This is a genomic window from uncultured Microscilla sp., assembly GCF_947493425.1.
Classification (GTDB): domain Bacteria; phylum Bacteroidota; class Bacteroidia; order Cytophagales; family Microscillaceae; genus Microscilla.
This window is the reverse complement of record NZ_CANLRP010000175.1, coordinates 1-17,505: the sequence shown is the minus strand read 5'-3', so window position 1 is coordinate 17,505 and position 17,505 is coordinate 1. Positions and strand designations below refer to the sequence as shown.

Annotated in this window: 11 protein-coding genes; 2 read left to right on the top strand and 9 right to left on the bottom strand. The window is 39.7% G+C overall.

Translation table 11 applies throughout. The annotated features are described in order from the left end of the window. Window positions 1-401: 401 nt before the first annotated feature. The 7 genes from Q0954_RS27830 to Q0954_RS27800 all read right to left on the bottom strand — a co-directional run bounded on the left by Q0954_RS27830 (window position 402) and on the right by Q0954_RS27800 (window position 10,608). Window positions 402-2,537: a ComEC/Rec2 family competence protein gene (locus Q0954_RS27830; protein ID WP_299463061.1), complete on the bottom strand. Its 2,136-nt coding sequence runs from the start codon at window positions 2,535-2,537 to the stop codon at window positions 402-404. A gap of 769 nt (window positions 2,538-3,306) precedes the next feature. Further along, entirely contained in the window at window positions 3,307-4,374 is a 1,068-nt protein-coding gene (locus Q0954_RS27825) for an NAD-dependent epimerase/dehydratase family protein (protein WP_299463058.1), read from the bottom strand. A gap of 119 nt (window positions 4,375-4,493) precedes the next feature. Next, window positions 4,494-5,402: an AraC family transcriptional regulator gene (locus tag Q0954_RS27820; RefSeq protein ID WP_299463055.1), complete on the bottom strand. Its 909-nt coding sequence runs from the start codon at window positions 5,400-5,402 to the stop codon at window positions 4,494-4,496. A 243-nt stretch (window positions 5,403-5,645) separates the two neighbouring features. Beyond that, entirely contained in the window at window positions 5,646-6,251 is a 606-nt protein-coding gene (locus Q0954_RS27815; RefSeq protein ID WP_299463052.1) for a hypothetical protein, read from the bottom strand. A gap of 13 nt (window positions 6,252-6,264) precedes the next feature. Continuing rightward, entirely contained in the window at window positions 6,265-7,713 is a 1,449-nt protein-coding gene (locus Q0954_RS27810) for a BamA/TamA family outer membrane protein (RefSeq protein WP_299463049.1), read from the bottom strand. 1,046 nt (window positions 7,714-8,759) lie between these two features. Next, window positions 8,760-9,278, bottom strand: coding sequence for an inorganic diphosphatase (locus Q0954_RS27805; protein WP_299463046.1), 519 nt, complete (start codon window positions 9,276-9,278; stop codon window positions 8,760-8,762). 457 nt (window positions 9,279-9,735) lie between these two features. Beyond that, window positions 9,736-10,608, bottom strand: coding sequence for a lipocalin family protein (locus tag Q0954_RS27800; protein ID WP_299463043.1), 873 nt, complete (start codon window positions 10,606-10,608; stop codon window positions 9,736-9,738). A 325-nt stretch (window positions 10,609-10,933) separates the two neighbouring features. On the opposite strand from Q0954_RS27800, the gene Q0954_RS27795 reads away from it, so the two are divergent. Next, complete coding sequence (locus Q0954_RS27795) at window positions 10,934-11,188, top strand: hypothetical protein (protein WP_299463040.1); 255 nt, start codon at window positions 10,934-10,936, stop codon at window positions 11,186-11,188. Window positions 11,189-11,210: 22 nt separating this feature from the next. On the opposite strand, the gene Q0954_RS27790 is transcribed toward Q0954_RS27795, so the two are convergent. Then, complete coding sequence (locus tag Q0954_RS27790; RefSeq protein ID WP_299463037.1) at window positions 11,211-11,798, bottom strand: Crp/Fnr family transcriptional regulator; 588 nt, start codon at window positions 11,796-11,798, stop codon at window positions 11,211-11,213. A gap of 1,103 nt (window positions 11,799-12,901) precedes the next feature. Between Q0954_RS27790 and Q0954_RS27785 the strand changes: the two genes are divergently transcribed. After that, window positions 12,902-14,314, top strand: a complete 1,413-nt coding sequence (locus Q0954_RS27785) for a T9SS type A sorting domain-containing protein (RefSeq protein WP_299463035.1) — start codon at window positions 12,902-12,904, stop codon at window positions 14,312-14,314. A gap of 186 nt (window positions 14,315-14,500) precedes the next feature. Here Q0954_RS27785 and Q0954_RS27780 read toward each other — a convergent pair whose 3' ends face one another. Further along, entirely contained in the window at window positions 14,501-17,194 is a 2,694-nt protein-coding gene (locus tag Q0954_RS27780) for a COR domain-containing protein (RefSeq protein ID WP_299463033.1), read from the bottom strand. Between the last annotated feature and the right edge of the window lie 311 nt (window positions 17,195-17,505).

Sequence of the window (17,505 nt, the reverse complement as noted above, 5' to 3'; positions counted from 1 at the left end):
AAGCTCGGAGGAGAAGTCAGAAGACTTCTATTCATTAATAGTGTCAAGTCGCCCTGCGGGAAGACTTGACACAGCGGTATTTTGCACCGCTCTTTTAAGTCTTCCGAAGGAGACTTGAAAGTCTTAATAGGGGGAAGTCTTTCGACTTCCTTGCTCGTTAGTTTAATTCCCCCGACTTAACACCTGCACGGCTCTTTTAAGCTCTGGACAATGTGTTATTAATAATCGTAGAATAAGCTCGGAGGAGAAGTCAGAAGACTTCTATTCATTAATAGTGTCAAGTCGCCCTGCGGGAAGACTTGACACAGCGGGGTAATCGCAGAATAAGCTTCTACGCTCGTTTTTCGGAATACTGAAAATAGATATAATGTCAGAACCTTGACCATAAGGCAATCCTTTGGCTACTGCCTCAGAATAAACGCCCCGTTCTGGGTTATCCAAGTACAGGGTACGCCCAGGTGCTGGGCTTCCTTGTAAAGCTTACGTCCACGATAAAAACCGTTGGAGTCGTCAATGATGATATGGGTTGGTTGTATCACTTTGCAAAGCCTGGCAAGGCTCCATACTGCTCTGTTTTGAATGATTAGATAGTCGGTTTTGATACTTTTGAACTTTTTTAATTCGCGGTAACGCAGGTATTTCTGCAAAATCAAAAAACTTTTACTTCTCCAGTATAACAAAGCATACTTTTCTTTTTTGCGGTAAGCAAACCCTATCTCTTTATTTTCTTGGTTTTGCCGGGCATCTAAAAATACCCGTTGCCTGATGCCCTTGCTCCATAAATAGGTATCAATATTGAACCCCAGTGTTTGATGCTCATGCTGCAAACCCGCCTTGGCAATAAAAAAACTTTGAGTACCTTGAGTAAACTGTAGGTGGGGGTGTTTGTTGAGTTGAAAAATGGCAAACTCCTGCTGTTGCTGGCATTGATGATTGTTGTATAGTCTGGCGCCTGCCAATACCAGTATACAGCCTACCGAGATTTTTAGATAGTATAACTTTTTGTACTGAAATACCCAAAAAAAGCTGATCACGCTTACATAAATCAGCCAAAGGTCTGCCGTGCGTAAATAAATTCCTTCGGTAATTGCCAGGGGTAGTTTATTAAGGGCAACAATGACCATGTTGAGGGTTTCTATAAACAACCTGAGCAAATAACCCAGTATTTCGCTGAGCCAAGGTACAAAAGACAAAAGCAAAGTAAAAATACCCAATACCAACAACACCGGAGCTAATGGCAAAACGAGCAAATTGGACAGTAAAAAATAATTGGGAAACTGATGAAAGTAATACAGTGCCAACGGAAAAGTGGCAATCTGAGCTGCTATAGATACCGACGTGAGTTGCCATAAATAATCGGGTAACCAGTGCGTAAAATGTAGCCATTGATATACTTTGGGTTGTATGTATACAATGCCTGCTACTGCAATATAAGACAATTGGAAACCTACAGAAGTAACCATGAGTGGATTGTAAACCAACAAAGCAAACGCCGACACTGCAAGTGTATTGTAAATATTGGTGCGCCTGTTGGTAGCTTTGGCTACAGCCATAACCGAAAACATAGTCACGGCACGCATTACCGATGCCGATAGCCCCGTAATAAAGGCATACAACCACAAGCAGCCCACCATAGTGAGCAGGTACCATAGCTCACCACCAGGTAGTTGTTTGAGGGGCTTAAGCAACAAGTGAAGAATAAGGTAAATAAAACCTATGTGCAACCCCGACACGGCCAGCAAGTGCATAAGCCCTGCCCCAGAATAAGCGTTTTTTATGTCGCTGTCTATGTGATCTTTGACACCTAGCAATAAGGCGGTAGCAATGCCATACTCTTGTGAACCTTTGACCAAAGCCTTTAGTTGGGCATCGCAATAGCTACGCAAAGTTTCTGACAGGGTCAGTACTGAATGCACCGACGAGGTGTCAATGACTTGGTAATTTAATGAGGTAGCAAAGTGTTGATGATGAATATTTTGCTGTGCCAGGTAACGCCGATAGTTAAACTGTTCGGGGTTTTTGGGTGGCGCTACTCGTAAGGGAGTGCCTTGCACCAACAGTACTTGCCCATATTGCAGGCGAGGCACCGGAGCAAGGCTGTCTTTTTTGATATAAAGTAGTACTTGACCTACAGCAGGCACCCAGTTACCTTTCACTTTTGCTTGATAGACGCGCAACCTTGTACGATAACTTTTAGTTTTCTTTTGTAAAGAATTCTGCACCACGGCAAGGTAGTGAGTAATGGTGTCGGGTTGGTGTAACAAATGTTGTGGATGGTGGGCTTCGGTTACCTGAAATGTTCTGAGTATGCCAAAACAAAAAAGCATCAAACCCGCTAAGCACCCAGTAACTGGAGTAAAGGCGAAGCGATGAAAAAAACGGGAAATAAAGAATACAACTATGTATGCTGCACCGCTACCATAAAAAAGCAAATGCCACAGCTTGATACTGGTGGGTGGTTTGTATAAACCAAAGCAAATACCCAGAATAAAAAAGAACGTGAAACGTACAAAAGCGTAGGATGTCCACTTGAACATAATTAAGGAAAGGTGATTAAGTAATAATTGAGTGTCTGTGGGGTAATTTACAATAGGTGGCAAAGCAGCCCAACACAGTGTAACGCAAAAACTGTTTTTGCCAGCTTTTGAAGTTTTTTGCTATACGTTGCTATCAATCCCTGTTGTTTGATGGTATATATTACAACCAGGGCAAATAGGCATTCTGGAATGAATAGTTAAACAAAATGTTTGATTAAAAGTAATGCAAGCACCCAAGCGAAAATATTGGGCTGTGTACCCACAAGGCAAGGAGCGTACAAATAATTAAGCCCAGCTTAACTATTTGATTTTAAAAAAATAATGTTCTTTTAGTTCGGTTAAGCTCTTGTGAAAACAGCTCCAATACCCAACCAGCAATTTGAGCTGTAACAAATAAATTTAAAATCAATTTGTTTTGTTTTTTAGAATCAAGGTGTTGCAAAAGGTGAACGTCAATTTTTGGCCAGGTGCTCTTATCTAATCGTAAGTCGGGTAAAACAACTTTAAAACTGTACTGGTGGCTTTTTTTGTTTTTGGTAAGAGAGCCCTCTCTTCCCTTCTTTTTTATGAGCATATATTACAGGTAGGGGAGACCATTTCTGCTTTGCAAAAAGTGCATTACAATGACTGAAAGCGTTTTTTTTGCGTTTTTAACCAAAAAAGGCTTAAGCCAGTCAGCTTAAGCCAAGCCAAAGTATTTGGCAGTAGTTGGTTACTTTTTAGTGGACTTTCTTTTACAACACCACGCTGTATTTGTTCCCTTGTTTCTTTATTTGGGCTGTAGTATTTTTTCGTCTACCAATGCCTGAAAAGTATCTTCCATGGTAGCTTTGAGCGGAGTAAATTCAATGTCTAGTTCTTCTTTGATTTTTGAGTGGTCGGCTGTCCACGAATGGTTTACATTGTTGCGAATAAACTTGCGGGTAAACAACTTGTTGGTCATAGGTCCCACTATCATTAACAACCACTTGGGCAGGGCTTTTTTGGGCAAAGGAAACTTTTTGCCGTATTTGGGCAACAAGGTAGTGCCCAGCTCCAGAAAATTGGTGTTATGCCCTGAGGTAATATAACGTCCTTTGGCGGTGGGTTTAAACCCTGCGTTGTAATGTGCCTGGGCTACATCACGCACATCTACCAAACCAATGCCGATTTTTGGGGCACCCATTTTCATGGTACCATCTCCCAGCTGTCTCAATATATTGAAACTTTCTGAAGTAACACTTTTGGGGTTCAGTGGAGGTCCTAACACCAACGACGGGTTAATGGTTACGAGGTCCCAGCGTGCCTGCGTTTTGTTAAGCTCCCAGGCTTTCTTTTCGGCCAGGGTTTTTGAGTAAGCGTAAGGCTGATAGTCTAACGATGCCGTCGTGTTCCAAACCTCCTCAGTCAGTACTCCACCAGGTGCGTTTTGGCAGTCTATAGCATCGGTATAAATGGCAGCACAACTGCTAGTAACCACTACCCGTTTGACCGAGGGAGTATTATTGGCGGTTTCGAGCACGTTTTGTGTGCCTTTTACTGCTGGGTCAATCAGGTCTTTTTGTGGGTCGTTTACATCGGTCACAAAAGGCGAGGCAGTATGGTAGACCAGTTCACAACCCGCCATTGCTTCGGTGTAGGAGCCTTCCTGTAGCAAGTCTGACTGAAAGTATTTGATAGACCCAGGCAACTCAGCGGCGAGCTTATTTAAGTGCTGTAGTTTTTCTTGTTTTTGCGGGTTTCTCACTGCAGCGTGTACCGTGATCCCTTCTTCCAATAGTTTTTTTACCAACCATCCGGCTACATATCCGGTGGCACCAGTTACCAATACAGGTTTTGTTTTATCTATCTGATTCATAGTTTTCAAGGAATGTGTCGAAAATAATTTTTAGGCATAGGCAAAAGACCACCAATTGATTTGAGCACTCAAATTATCGTCTATTGATGTACTGGTATTTACAGATTCGTAACGGGGTGTTAGCCTACTTCGCGGTATTTTTGGGGAGTAAACCCTGTTTTGTTTTTGAACAAACGACTAAAGTAGTGTGGGTAATTAAACCCCAGCGTGTAAGCAATCTCTGATACTGAGTCTTCGGTACTTAAAAGCAAAGTTTTGGCTTTGTCTACCAAAAAATCGTTGATATGATCTTTGGCGCTACGCCCGGTTTCCTTCTTGAGCAAATCGCTTAGATAAGTAGGCGACAAGTGCACCTTATCGGCAATATAATGAATAGAAGGCGCCCCGTATTCGGGTAGTTGCCCTGTTTTGTAGTAATCTTTTAGGGTGTTTTCTACCTGGGTTACAATGTCTTTATTTTTGGCGGTGCGGGTATTGAACTGCCGCTCATAAAACCGAAGGCAATAGTTAAGTAATAACTCTAGGGTAGATATAATGACCCGGTGGCTGTGATTATCGATGCGTTCGTTGTACTCTTCCTTTATTTTCTCTACGCAGTCGTTCAAGGTGTTCTTTTCTTTGTCCGACAGGTGCAAGGCTTCGTGTACATCGTAAGAGAAAAAAGAGTAACCTTCTATATTTTCGCCCAGGGGCGTGGTACGAATCAGGTCGGGGTGAAAAAACAACATCCAACCTTGTTCGTTGTCAAACTCAGTTTCAGAGGTAATGGCCACTACCTGATTTGGGCTTTGAAAAGCGAGCACTCCCTCCGAAAAATCATAATGATTGCGCCCATACTGCATTCCACAGTCGGCACTTTTGAGCCCAATATAATACAAATTAGGCGACAGCTTTACATTGAGTAAGTCTTTGTTGATTTTGATCTTTGACACGTCTACCACACTAATTAGTGGATGTTTGGGCTTCTCGAAGCCTGCCATATTGTGTAGTTGACTAATTGATTGTATTTTGATTATTTCCTGCCCCATATTTTTTTATTTTGATGTTACAAATATCTGCAAAATAGTTATCATCGAATAACACAAATCCCCTAAGCACTAACACTGTTCCCTTAATGAGTGTTTTTTATATTGAAAAAGAGCCCAAGGTAAAGGCAATGGGTAAATGAAAAGCAAACGATCGTGAGGCAATAAAGATAGGACGTGGTGTAGAGCAAGAAGAAAAAAGGAAAGTCAACATTGCAGCACTGCCCTAAAAGGAGCATTTATTTGTTATTGTGTTACTTTGAGGTAGTCTACGGCTATCTTCATGTTATGCGCAAGTGTAAACCCTATTTTATCACCCAAAAACGGGTAATTATCTGATACAAAAAGCAGCTCTTGATTGATATAAAATAACATACTATTGCCTGCTTTTTTGATGGTGAAAGTATTTTCACTGTTTCCTTGATTGATGTAAACATTGGGAGTCCAGGGCTTAATATCTTTGATTTTGCCTGCTTCTACTTTTCTGATGGTATAAAAACCCAAACTAGTGACAATGAAAAAATATTTGTTTTCGAGGTCGTTTGCGCCCCAGATGATACCATAACCGTGTTTGGTGAACCCGCCCAAAAAACGAATCTTGGCTTCGATGCTAAAGTTTTTAGTTTCATTTATCTTGACCGTATTCCACAAAGACCAAGATCCGGTAGTGCGATGGTGTGAGAAAAAAAGCTGTCCTTTTTCTATTTTCCCGGTGGCTTCCTTTTCATCAAACTCATACCAACCGTGTTGATTGTTGTCAAAATCGTCAAAAAAGGGAGCGTGTTTTAACGAACCTTGTGCGTATACAATACTTGCCAATAAGCAAATCAGCAGGGTAAAACAATACTTCATTGTAAAAAATGGGTTATAAATCGGCGCTAAAAGTAATATAAAATCCGTGCTCAAGCCCAGAGTTGAGCGCATAATTGCAACGGATAATCATGTTATAGTAGGTTACAATGTCTATACCTACCCCTGTTCCATAAATAAAACGGTTGGTAAAGCGGTTATTCACTTCGGTAAAAAACCTGTCGGACACATAGCCAGTGTCGAAATAAAAAGTAAAATACATTGCCAAAGGTAAGGTTCTAAACTGAGGAATAGGTATAAAACCTAGTTCTTTGCGTGTGTTTACAAAACGAAACTTAAGTGTGTTGCGGTTCAGGAAAAAGTGTTGCCCATCAAGCACGTAAAACTCATACCCTCTCAACAGGTTATTGCCATACCCCAACCCTCTGGATATAGAATAAGGTTGCCGTTGGTGCAATAAATAACGCCCACGCAACAATACATCGGCAAAAAAACCACGCCCCAAACGTTTGTATTTGGCCATTGTAAAGGTAGTAGCAAGCATGTCTACATCGTTGAAAAAACCCAGCCCATACTTTTCAATAGATCCTCTGTAGATAGAACCATTCAGCGGATAGGCGTTGATGTCAGTTTTGTTGTGTTCAAATGTGTACTGAAGCTTAAAATACTTTTGGGTGTTATTGCCATCTAAAAAATACAATGGGTTAATTTGGGGAATGGTATCGGCAAGTTTAGACTGATGGTACGAAAGAGCTATTGTATGAAAGTCGTAAAACTTGCTGCGCCTGCGCAACGATACCGCAGACGAAAACTGTTCTTTGAGAATTTTTTCACTTTCTAAAAAGTCAAGTTGGTGTCCTTCGGTGCGGTAAGGAATAGACTTGTTTTGGGTATAAGATACTTGGAAACTTAACCCCATTTTTTGTGCCCGGTCTATATAAGGCATTCTGTAGCTTACGCTGTATTGATTGACAAAACCTGTCAGGAAAAGTAGTTCCAGTTTTTGGTTAAGTCCAAATACATTGTCTTGAGTAAGCCGAATGCCGTAACGCACCCTGGTGAGGTCGCGGTTGCGTTGATGCCACCATTCGTTGAAGTTGCGGTCTACCAGTTCGAACAAAGGGGCAGGAAAAAAATACCACCGTTCTTTGAGTTTAATATGTAAGTCGGCCACGTTTCCTTCTTTGTTTTGTAGGATCAAGTCTACAGTAATGAACAAGTTGGTATTAAAAATCTTGTTTTTATTGGTCAACAACACCGTGTCTATGCGGTGATTGAGCAAGCTATCACCTGGGTGAACATCCAACTCTCTTAGAATAATTCTACGTTTAGTTTTCTTGTTTCCAGTAATGGTAATGGCACGAATAATAGTATAAGGTGTAGCTTTGGTAGTATCGCTTGCAGGAATAACACAACACAATGCAGGGCATGCCTGATGGTGAGGCAAGCAGGGATTGAACAAAGAACAGAAGCCTAAAATAAAACTCAATAGTGCTAAAAACATGGGTAATTTAGATATAAAACTACAAAAATAATCCACTTCATTAAACAACCTCTATGGCTCGTTCGTCAACAAGTTATTTTGTTGCTTTGGAGCACTTTTTCGTTTTATTAAAGTAGTATGAAGTAATAGCTGTGTGAGCATTATTTATTGAACTTATTTTAAGTTCATTGTAACTTTTCACGCAAACCAGATTTTGTGTAATATTTTTTTTGAAACCGTACACTAATTTTTAGCTATTAATATTTGCTTAGAAGCTAACTTTATCAACTTTAAAAGTGCTTGAATAACAAGGTCTTTCTTTCCGCCTTAGTTTGTTAGCGTGAAGAAATTTAAGCAATGAAGCCGTTAAAAAATGATCACTGAGCGAGGCACGAGCGAATGTTTGAGCATTTTAGGCGCAATGGATTAAATTTTAGCGATCAAACTACAGCGGTGGCTTTTTTTGGTTCGTTTTTTTAGCTAAAGAAAAAAATGAACGGATGCCTGAGGTACACGAAATTCGGCTTTACCCTACAACTTAGCAGATCAACGTCCATTTTTATGTTGTAAAACCAGCAAAAAAGACAAGAAACGCCTAATATAAAAAAGTGTACGGTTTCAAAATATTTTTTAGTCAGAATAGTAAATTTATGTAAAAATCAACAAAAAACACAGTATATAGTTTTTCATTCCCTGGTATCTTCAAACAGTTATCAGAAGCTAAGGAATGGTGTAAAAATAAATTTCTATAGTAACGCTAAAATATTTTGTTGCTATACGCGGCAAAAAATCGGCTAATAGCAGCGCTATTCGGCTATTTTTTAACAAAGTATAGCCTCAAAAGATGAGGTTAAGAATGTAAATTTATTTTGGTACCATTCCTAAGGACAAAAACTACTGTCCCCTCTACTCAACAAGTTTCTGTTGGTTTAGACATGAAACAGTAAACCTGCCCCTATTTACTAAGGTATATTTACTTCTACGCACCAACCTGATGCGGTGATACAAAAAAAGCCGCGTAACAATGAAGTACGCAGCCTGAAAAGTCGTGAATGTGATACAGTTGCTTAGTGCTTTTGTTTTTTCCACTTGCTCTCTAAATATCTTTGTTGAGACTCTTTGATTGCCTTAATGGCAGAGGTTTCATCTTCCCAACCTTCTACTCCTACTTTTTTCTTTTCCAAGTCTTTGTATACTTGAAAGAAGTGCTCAATTTCAAGTTTCATGTGGGGAGGAATTTCCTCCAGGCGTTTGATATGATTCCAAATAGGATCACTTACCGGAACACATAATATCTTCTTATCTGGTCCTTTTTCGTCTCTCATGTTAAATACACCTATCGGACGAACTTCGATCAAACACCCAGGAAAGGTAGGTTCGGTTACCAAAACCAACGCATCAAGCGCATCGCCATCTAAAGCCAATGTTTCGGGAAAAAAGCCATAATCACTGGGGTAGTGCATGGCAGAAAAAAGCATTCGATCATAACGAATCATTTTTTTGTCATAATCATATTCATACTTATTGCGGCTACCTTTGGGAATTTCTACCACTACATCGATAGAAAAATCTGTTTGTTCTTGCATTATTTTCAGTTTTATCTTTTTCTAATTTCCGCAAATCTAGCAAAAAGAAGCATAGCAATCGGCAATGCCTTAGAGAAAAAAAACACGCCATTGCCACAGTACAAACTATCATTAAAATATTGCAACTATAGTTTTATAGCAAGTCATCTTTTTTCAAATTGTATTTAATTAATATAGCCAAAAACCAACCCTTCCTAAGGGACAAACCATTAGGCAAACCACTTGGGTACTCTGTTCATTACGTGTTGCAAGTGTGTTTGGGTAGTGTTGATAATCCACTACAGTGTTTAACTTAATTATCAGACAAAAAAGAAGGGCTGCCTCATCATTCAAACCTTACCAGGTTTTCTTTAAGAAAAAATGGGTTTTAAGGTATTTGAAATTATGATGAGACAACCCTGGCTTTACTCTAAATGTTGATTGTCATATATGTATAGTATAGCGAAGTTGCTTGCAATTACAAGTTACAGTTTTCCTGGTTGGTCGTCTGAAGCTTGTCAAGGTCAAACTTTTGCTTTTTTAACTTATTCAAAATATCCTGATAAATGGCTTTTTCTTCGTCGGTTTCTAAAGTAGGCTTGCGGCTAAGAATAAACAAACTACTTCTGAACGGATTACTTACTACGGCAAATGTGTAAGGTTTGTCTGAGGAAGCTTCGCGTACTTCTAAAATCCAGTACAAGCCAGGAACAGGTACCAAGGGGTCTTGCAATGTAAGCAATAATCGGGAGTTGGCGCCAGGGTTCATTACAAAGGCAGTTCCTCTTGCCTCCCCTGATCCTTCGGTAGAATTACATTGGTTAAATACTTTAATAATTCCTCGAAGGGCGCCAGGCGAATAATTGGCAGTGGTACATTCACAATCGGAGCTGAAGTCTTGCGGAAAACTGGCAAGTTCGTACCATTTTCCTACATAACGGTCAAGGTCTACAGACTTTGCGGTTTGTACAGGGTTAAAAAGGAAATCAAGAAACTTAGCTTTTGTTCCTTTGAAGTATTCCACAAATTCTACGCGGTCATCTTGATTTATTTTTTGTAGTTCTTCCGAAGATATATCAGCACTAAATGCTAATTTACCTTGATCTGACAAAACGGTAACTTTGGGCGATTTGGTGGTATAGTCTTTTATTACCTCCTGAGCGATTTTTTCGGTACTTTGCTCGCTTAATCGGCGACTCAATTTGTCTTTCAGAACAATGACATACCCTTCAATTTTTTCGCTTTGATTGGTTACTGGTGCCGGAAGGTTTTGTTTTTCTTTGGTATTACAAGCCACCATTAGGCTACTAAATAATACAGCCAACAATGCATAGGTGTTTATGATTTTCATAGATTTAAAAATTCTCGTTTTGTGAATTATTATTTTGGTTTACAATCAAACAATCAACGCTTCAAGAACTTTTACAACCAAGGATTGTTCTTGTATCAATGGGTAAAATTGGGTAAAAACGAGAAAATAAATGTTTAACAAAATAGTTTTAAAATTTAGCGATTAAATCTATTAAGAGCTTCTTCGGTTGAGCATTATTCTTAATATTAATTACCTTATAACCAGTTATTTACAATCCTTGTAGAACTATATTGACAAAATAGCGATTGTATAAGTGATGGTCTACTATTCTTTATTGTCATTACTAATACAACCATATTTTACCATGAATAAAACAATACCTTATACCCCCATTAATTGTAACTTGTATGATTACCTCGAAGCCTGGGCAGTCAAACAAACTCTTTGCAAGGTAACCTACCTAAACGCTCAAAACAAGGAAGCTGTTTTTACCAAAACCATTGTAGATTTGTACATCAAAGACAAGGTAGAGTATGTAAAATGGAACGATGGCTCGTCGTTGCGTCTCGATCATTTGATCGAAATCAATGGGGTACATTTTTGGGGAATGACTTGTTGACCTTCATCGCTGATGGTATACTTTACCTGTATACTTTACGCCCAATAATTTGTACTTCTTGCTGGGCTTCCAGGTTTTTGATTGCCCTAATCACAGTTTCGACCCGCAACCCTGTCAAGTCGGCTATTTGTTGTCGGGTAAGCTTTACCTCAAACCGATCGGTGGGCGCAGTATGTTTTTTCAGGTAATCTATTAGGGTAAGTATGCGGTGTTCGGGCGAATGGCTGGAAATTTCTTTCATAATCATTGCCTTGTAACGCAAGCGTTGCGAAAGGGTAGCAGTAAGTTGCCAGTGCACTTCAAAATTATTTTGTAGCAGTTCAATAAAGCGGCGCAGGGGCAACTTGTACACTGTGGTAGTTTTTAACGCCTGTGAAGTAGCCGGATAAGGAAAGTTACCCAATAAAGGTGGCTCACCAAAACTTTGTTTGTTATAAAAAATGCCCTGCATAAACTCTTTGCCTTCATTGTTATAATTAGAAACCTTGATTTCTCCTTCTTTGATCTGGTAATAGTGGCGAGGCATTTCCCCCTCCATAAACAAAATATCGCCTTTGTTCAACACTTGTACTTCGGCTTCATACTGTTGTAAAATAGATTCTTTAATCATTCTCTATTAGTGGTCTTTATCTGTTTGTGTGTCAAGCGCCCTCAAATAAACAGTTGCATTGTGGTGAAATGCTTAGGAACGGTGTCAAAATAAATACGCATTCTTAACCTCCTCTTTTTTGGACATGCTTCGTTAAAAAAACTTGCCATAGCTATGGCTATGCCGCGTTTTTTGACCTCGCCTGACCAAAAAATATTTCCTTAAACTATAGAACTTTATTTTTGCATCGTTCCTTACAATACTCCGCAGTGATTTTCGTCAAAGTTGTATGCTGGTTATCAGTTATTTATGAATTTAAAAACTATTTAATTGGGTGTTTAGGCATAAAACCGAAACACTTTTAAAAATAAAGTGAGTATACAATCTCAATATAAAATACTGGTTTACAGCATTTAACAAGGTGAACATTTACTCGAATCAGCTTCTAACTACGCTTTTTGTAAATAACTGAAAATCAGTGTAATACAAAAGCGTGGTTACTTGTGGAACAGGGTGTAGCACCGATATTCATCGGTATCCAAGGACTTGAAGCACCGATATGCATCGGCATCTAAGGACTTGCCCCTGTCGGGGCTATGGACTATTGTTATATATGTCAGAATAAACTGACAAAGTTAAAAAAGTGAGGGAGTATTGTATGTTTATAAAGGAAGAATACTCAAGATTTTATACTTATATACCCAAAAAACAAGGCGAATTCTGTATAAAAATGTAGTGATGCCAATAAATATATACCTTTCATTTGTGTACTTTTATATTGATTAAACATTCCTTGTTGGTCTTGTGATTTATTTGCTCTAAAACAACTTTGAAAAACCAATTCACTTTGCTTGTTTTATAGTTTCCACGGTGTTGACTATCCAAACACCTTATGAAATAGATATTTTAAAGTGCTGTTTTTGAGTTGGTTAACTAAATTTTGAACTGTTTTGTATTTTTATTCGTCCCTCCATAGCCTTATAAACCCAAACCCGCCATTCGTGAAGTTAAAACTACCGTTTATGAATTGCCTTAAATTTTGATGTAAGTTTTCACCTAGGTTTGTAACACAAAACAAAACATAATATCACAAAATAATTCTAAACCTTTAATAGTAACTAACTATGAAACGACAATTTGTTCAATTGATCGCTTTGCTTTTTTTTGCTGTCATCAGCATAAACAGTTATGCACAAAGCAATGGTAGTTTTGAGTCTTTGACTGGCACTAATTACGGCAGTGCTTTTGCCAGCGGACAAGTAACCGACTGGAAACAATCTCACGGAACGCCCAGTATTTTTGGAGGAGCACCTGGTGAGGGGCTTCGCTCTGCCTGGATGTGGTCTTACCACGGACGAGGCGAAGGTATTGTGCAAAACTATAACTTTGCCCCTGGCACAGTATACACGGTAAATTTTTGGGTGAAAACCAATAACCCCGATGGTAAATTTTACGTACAAGCTGCCAACGGTGTACCCAATGGTACTAGCAGCGCCAGTACTTTCCCATCAGTAAGTAGTAAGCAAACTATCTTCTCTAATGGCTTGGTATACAACAACTGGAAATACATCTCGGTTACATTTACCCCAAGTACAAGCTATGCTCAACTATGGATTTACCCTTATTTGGCAGGCGCGCCTACCAATGGGCAAGCCGAAGTACAAGTAGATGGAATCAAAATTACTGCTTGTACTCCTATGAGTATTGCGGTGCCTAACTACAGCTTTGAAGAAAGAAAAGGAACCGACCGGGTACGTCCTTTTTCAAGTGGTTTGGTATATGGCTGGGCTCAGTCTCACGGAACACCAAGTATGTTTGGTGGTGCACCGGGTCAGGGTTCAAACTCTGCCTGGATGTGGTCTTACTATGGACGCGGCGAAGGTATAGTAACCAATGTAAATTTTGTGGCAGGTAAAACTTATAAAGTCAAATTTTGGGTGCGTACTTCTAACCCTGATGGGGCATTTTATGTAAAAGCTGCCAACGGTGTACCTAGCGGAACGACTACTTCGATAGTGATTCCTTCGGTGAGTAGTCAACAAACCATTTTTACCGACGGATTGAACTATCCAAAATGGGTGGAAAAAACAGTGGTTTTCACTGCTTCGGCTAACTTCTCTCAGCTATGGATTTATCCATTACTAAAAACCGCTCCTAACAATGGACAAGCTGAGTTGCAGGTAGATGCTATTCGTATAGAAACTGTTTGTGGGCGGGTGCCTCTTCCTATAGACGAAGAAATTCTTCCTATCAAAAAAACTAAACTAACTAATGCTCAAAAAACATTGGATGTAAAGGTGTACCCTAACCCTACAACCAATCAGGTAAATGTAAAACTGGCTGACCATGTAGAAAAAGCAGAGGTAGTATTGTATGATATGATGACTGGAAAAAAAGTGGGCAGCTTTACTGCTACTCAAAACAATGGTACTTGGACGGTGCCTGCCAGCGTAAAAGCGGGTACTTACCAGATGGTAGTGATTGACCCAACCACCAACACTCGAAAAACGACACGTTTGGTGATCAATAAGAAGTAAAACTGGCAAATTGGCTGATATATAATTTTAGGAGAGTGGGGTTTTGCTCACTCTCTTAATTTAGAAATGGACGGTTCTCATAAAATTCAGATATGATTGAATATACAATAAAGTGCCCCTTTACCCTTGAGTAAATGCTTGTATAACTGTTTCAAACAGGGCAGACCATCTATTTTTAAACTTTGTTTACCACCCTCTCCCCCTAAAGTGTGTTTGTACCCATACGATCAGACGTTCGGCAAACTGAAAAGAGGTGTTGCCATGCACAAACTCATCTTTTAAAGCACTGAGTTGACTTTGCTGGATGCCCATTTGATCGAGCAGGTCAAAAAAACCCGCCACATTATTGGTATTAATCAAGTAAAACAAACGCCGGGTGTGGTCTTCTTTATTATCCAAGATGCCTTCCAGCATAGATTGAATAGACACATCTTCTACTGATTTGTCGCATACCCGCTTGCTTTTGCCTTTTGCCTGAAACTTACGCAGGGTTTGGTAATCGTGCAGGTGCGGCTTGGTTTTGTGGGGGCAACCCACCGGACACACACAAGGCACTTTTTCTTGCAAAGGAGGATAATTAAGTTTTTCGTGGATGTGTTCGAGGTGGTTTCGGATCAAAAACAGTAGTTTATCAGCTTCAGGTCCCCAGACTTCAATGGCAATCGTTTTGCGAATGTCTGTATCATCCCATAACACCTTCGCATAACTTTGTTCGTAGGCAAGTACCACCCCATATTTCCAGAACAGCTCTTCGTGGATAAGTCTATGTATACGACAAATAAAGCGACTAAGTACCCCTTTGGGCATAAATTCGTAGTGGTATTCAAAGTGTAGATGCCGGGCTTCGTTGGTAGTTGGCTGCAGGTAAATCACCCGAGAGGGCATTTCAATGGGCAACAGTTCAGGAATGATGTACTTGATGTCGTCCTGGAGCTGAAAAATAAGTTCAAACTGTTCCATCAAGTGTAACAAAAACATGTGCTTATCGTCAAAACGCTCTTCGGGCCAGATGTGGTCCAAGTCGTGCAAACTAAACCTACCCTGTACCACATGTTTGCTATCGCGCAGCAAATAAGCAGCTTCAGTTGCCCATTGAGGCTTAAGCACTACTGTATTTTTAAGTTTGGCTTCATTGCCAAAATGCAAAATTGCGCCAATGTCGTGCAATTGGTTACTCAAAAAACCCGCATCGGTTCGGTTTACCTGGTGTTCTGCACAAATCTTAAGGTATTCGCGTTTAGATATACAGTCAACGTTGTATTGCTCTAACGTCTTGCGCACAGCAAAGCGGTGTTTGTTCCATACCTCGCGGATATGGGGCAACGCCAAGAGTTCATCTATCACAGTCTCACGCAAAATATCAATGCCTTGCCCAGTTTTACATGAAGTTTTTAAAAAACCTACAATGTTGTGAAAGCGCTTTTTCCAGTTTTTTTGGTCTATTTCGCTTTCATATACATCTACTTTGTTTTGCACCACTATAATAGGCGCATTGTCTGACAGTAGCGACACAATGCGCAACCAATAATTAAACGCTTCGGTTTGCTCACCTTTGCGGGTTTCCCACACAAACACATACACCGAGTTTTTAGTGAGAAAAAACTGGTGAGTACCATAGTTGATCTCCTGACCGGCAAAGTCCCAAATATTGGCGGTAAAGTCAATCACCTCGTCGTCCAATTCACAATTAGGTGGTTGCCACTGCTTGATACAAATGCCTTGAGTGGTAGTCCTGCGTTGCTCAAAAGAATAGGCTGGGTTACTGATTGCCTCAGCCAATTCGGTTTTGCCCACGTCACCCACTCCTACAAAGATGAGTTTGGCTTCGTGCAGAGGGCGACGATCTGCCTTGTTTTCTATAGATTGTAGGTAGTTACGTAGTTTGGGCAATACATTTCCTTCTTGTTTGGCAAACCACCGGGCAATAAAGTCTGCTTTGTTTTTGCCACCAGTGATACTGGAAGGAATATTTTCAATCGGATTATTGTGTAAGTATAAAATGTGCAAGCCAATCAGAGGCTTTAAAAAATCGTGTGGAAACTCTCTGATTTTATTGAAGTTTAAATCAAGGAGGGTGAGGTTTTGGAACCGATGAAACAATGGTAAATAAACAATGTTGTTATGATCTAAATATAAACGGTTCAGCAAGGCTAAGTTTTCTAAAGGGGTTATATCTGCAATGGTGTTGTTACTTAGATTAAGCTGCCTTATGTTTACAAGGTTTTCCAAAGGATGAATACCTGTAATAAGATTATCACTTAGATCAATCGCTTTTAAGTTAGCCAGTTGAGCCAAAGGTGCCAGGTCAGTTATTTTATTCGTATTAAGGGCTAGTTTTTCCAACTTATTTAAGTGCTGTAAAGGAGTTAGATCATTGATAGCACAATCTACTGCAGTAAATTTTTTCAACTGCTTGAGGGGAGCCAAAGGGGTGATATTTACAACATTGTTGAAACTAACATCTAGCACTTGCAAGTTTGCTAAGTGACCTAAAGGGGCTAAATTGGTGATATTATTGTTGGCCAGATACAATTGCTGCAGGGAGGTCAAGTTTTGCAAAGGAGACAAGTCTTGTATGCCCCATTTTTCTACGATGCATCCTGCCACCAATCGCTTCAGGTTTTTGGGTAATAACAACGGAAGTTGCCTTAAGTTGTTTGGGTAGTCGTCATTATCGGTATTTTGGGTAAACTCAAATGTACTGATTTGAGAGACATCTTCAAACCAGGAGTTTCCCAAAATCAATGTCTCCAAATGGTTACACTCTTCAAGACGTTCAAGTAAGGGTTCAGTGCCATCCAGTCCACAATTGCCAAGGTCAAGGACAGGGTTTTTGGTACGCAAATTTTCTTCGATCAGTCTTTTCGCCAGGTTGTTCATTAGGGGGGGATTAAATAATATGTGAGTGTCAGCTCGTATTTTTAAAACATAAATTAACCTAAAATAATATTTTTACAGTATAAAACATCAATATTTGCAGAGCTTTCGCCCAATGATCAATTTTGGCAGACGAATAGCCAAGTTAGTTGAAGGAATAAACAAAAAATAACTTTTTACTGATAAGTCGCAACTGTAAGGAATGGTGAGAAATTAAATTACCATTCTTGAGGTAGGGGTTTTGTTTTGAGACGAGGCTATTTTTTGCGCCCATAGCAGCGCTACGGGCAATAAAAATAACGAAGTATCAAGGC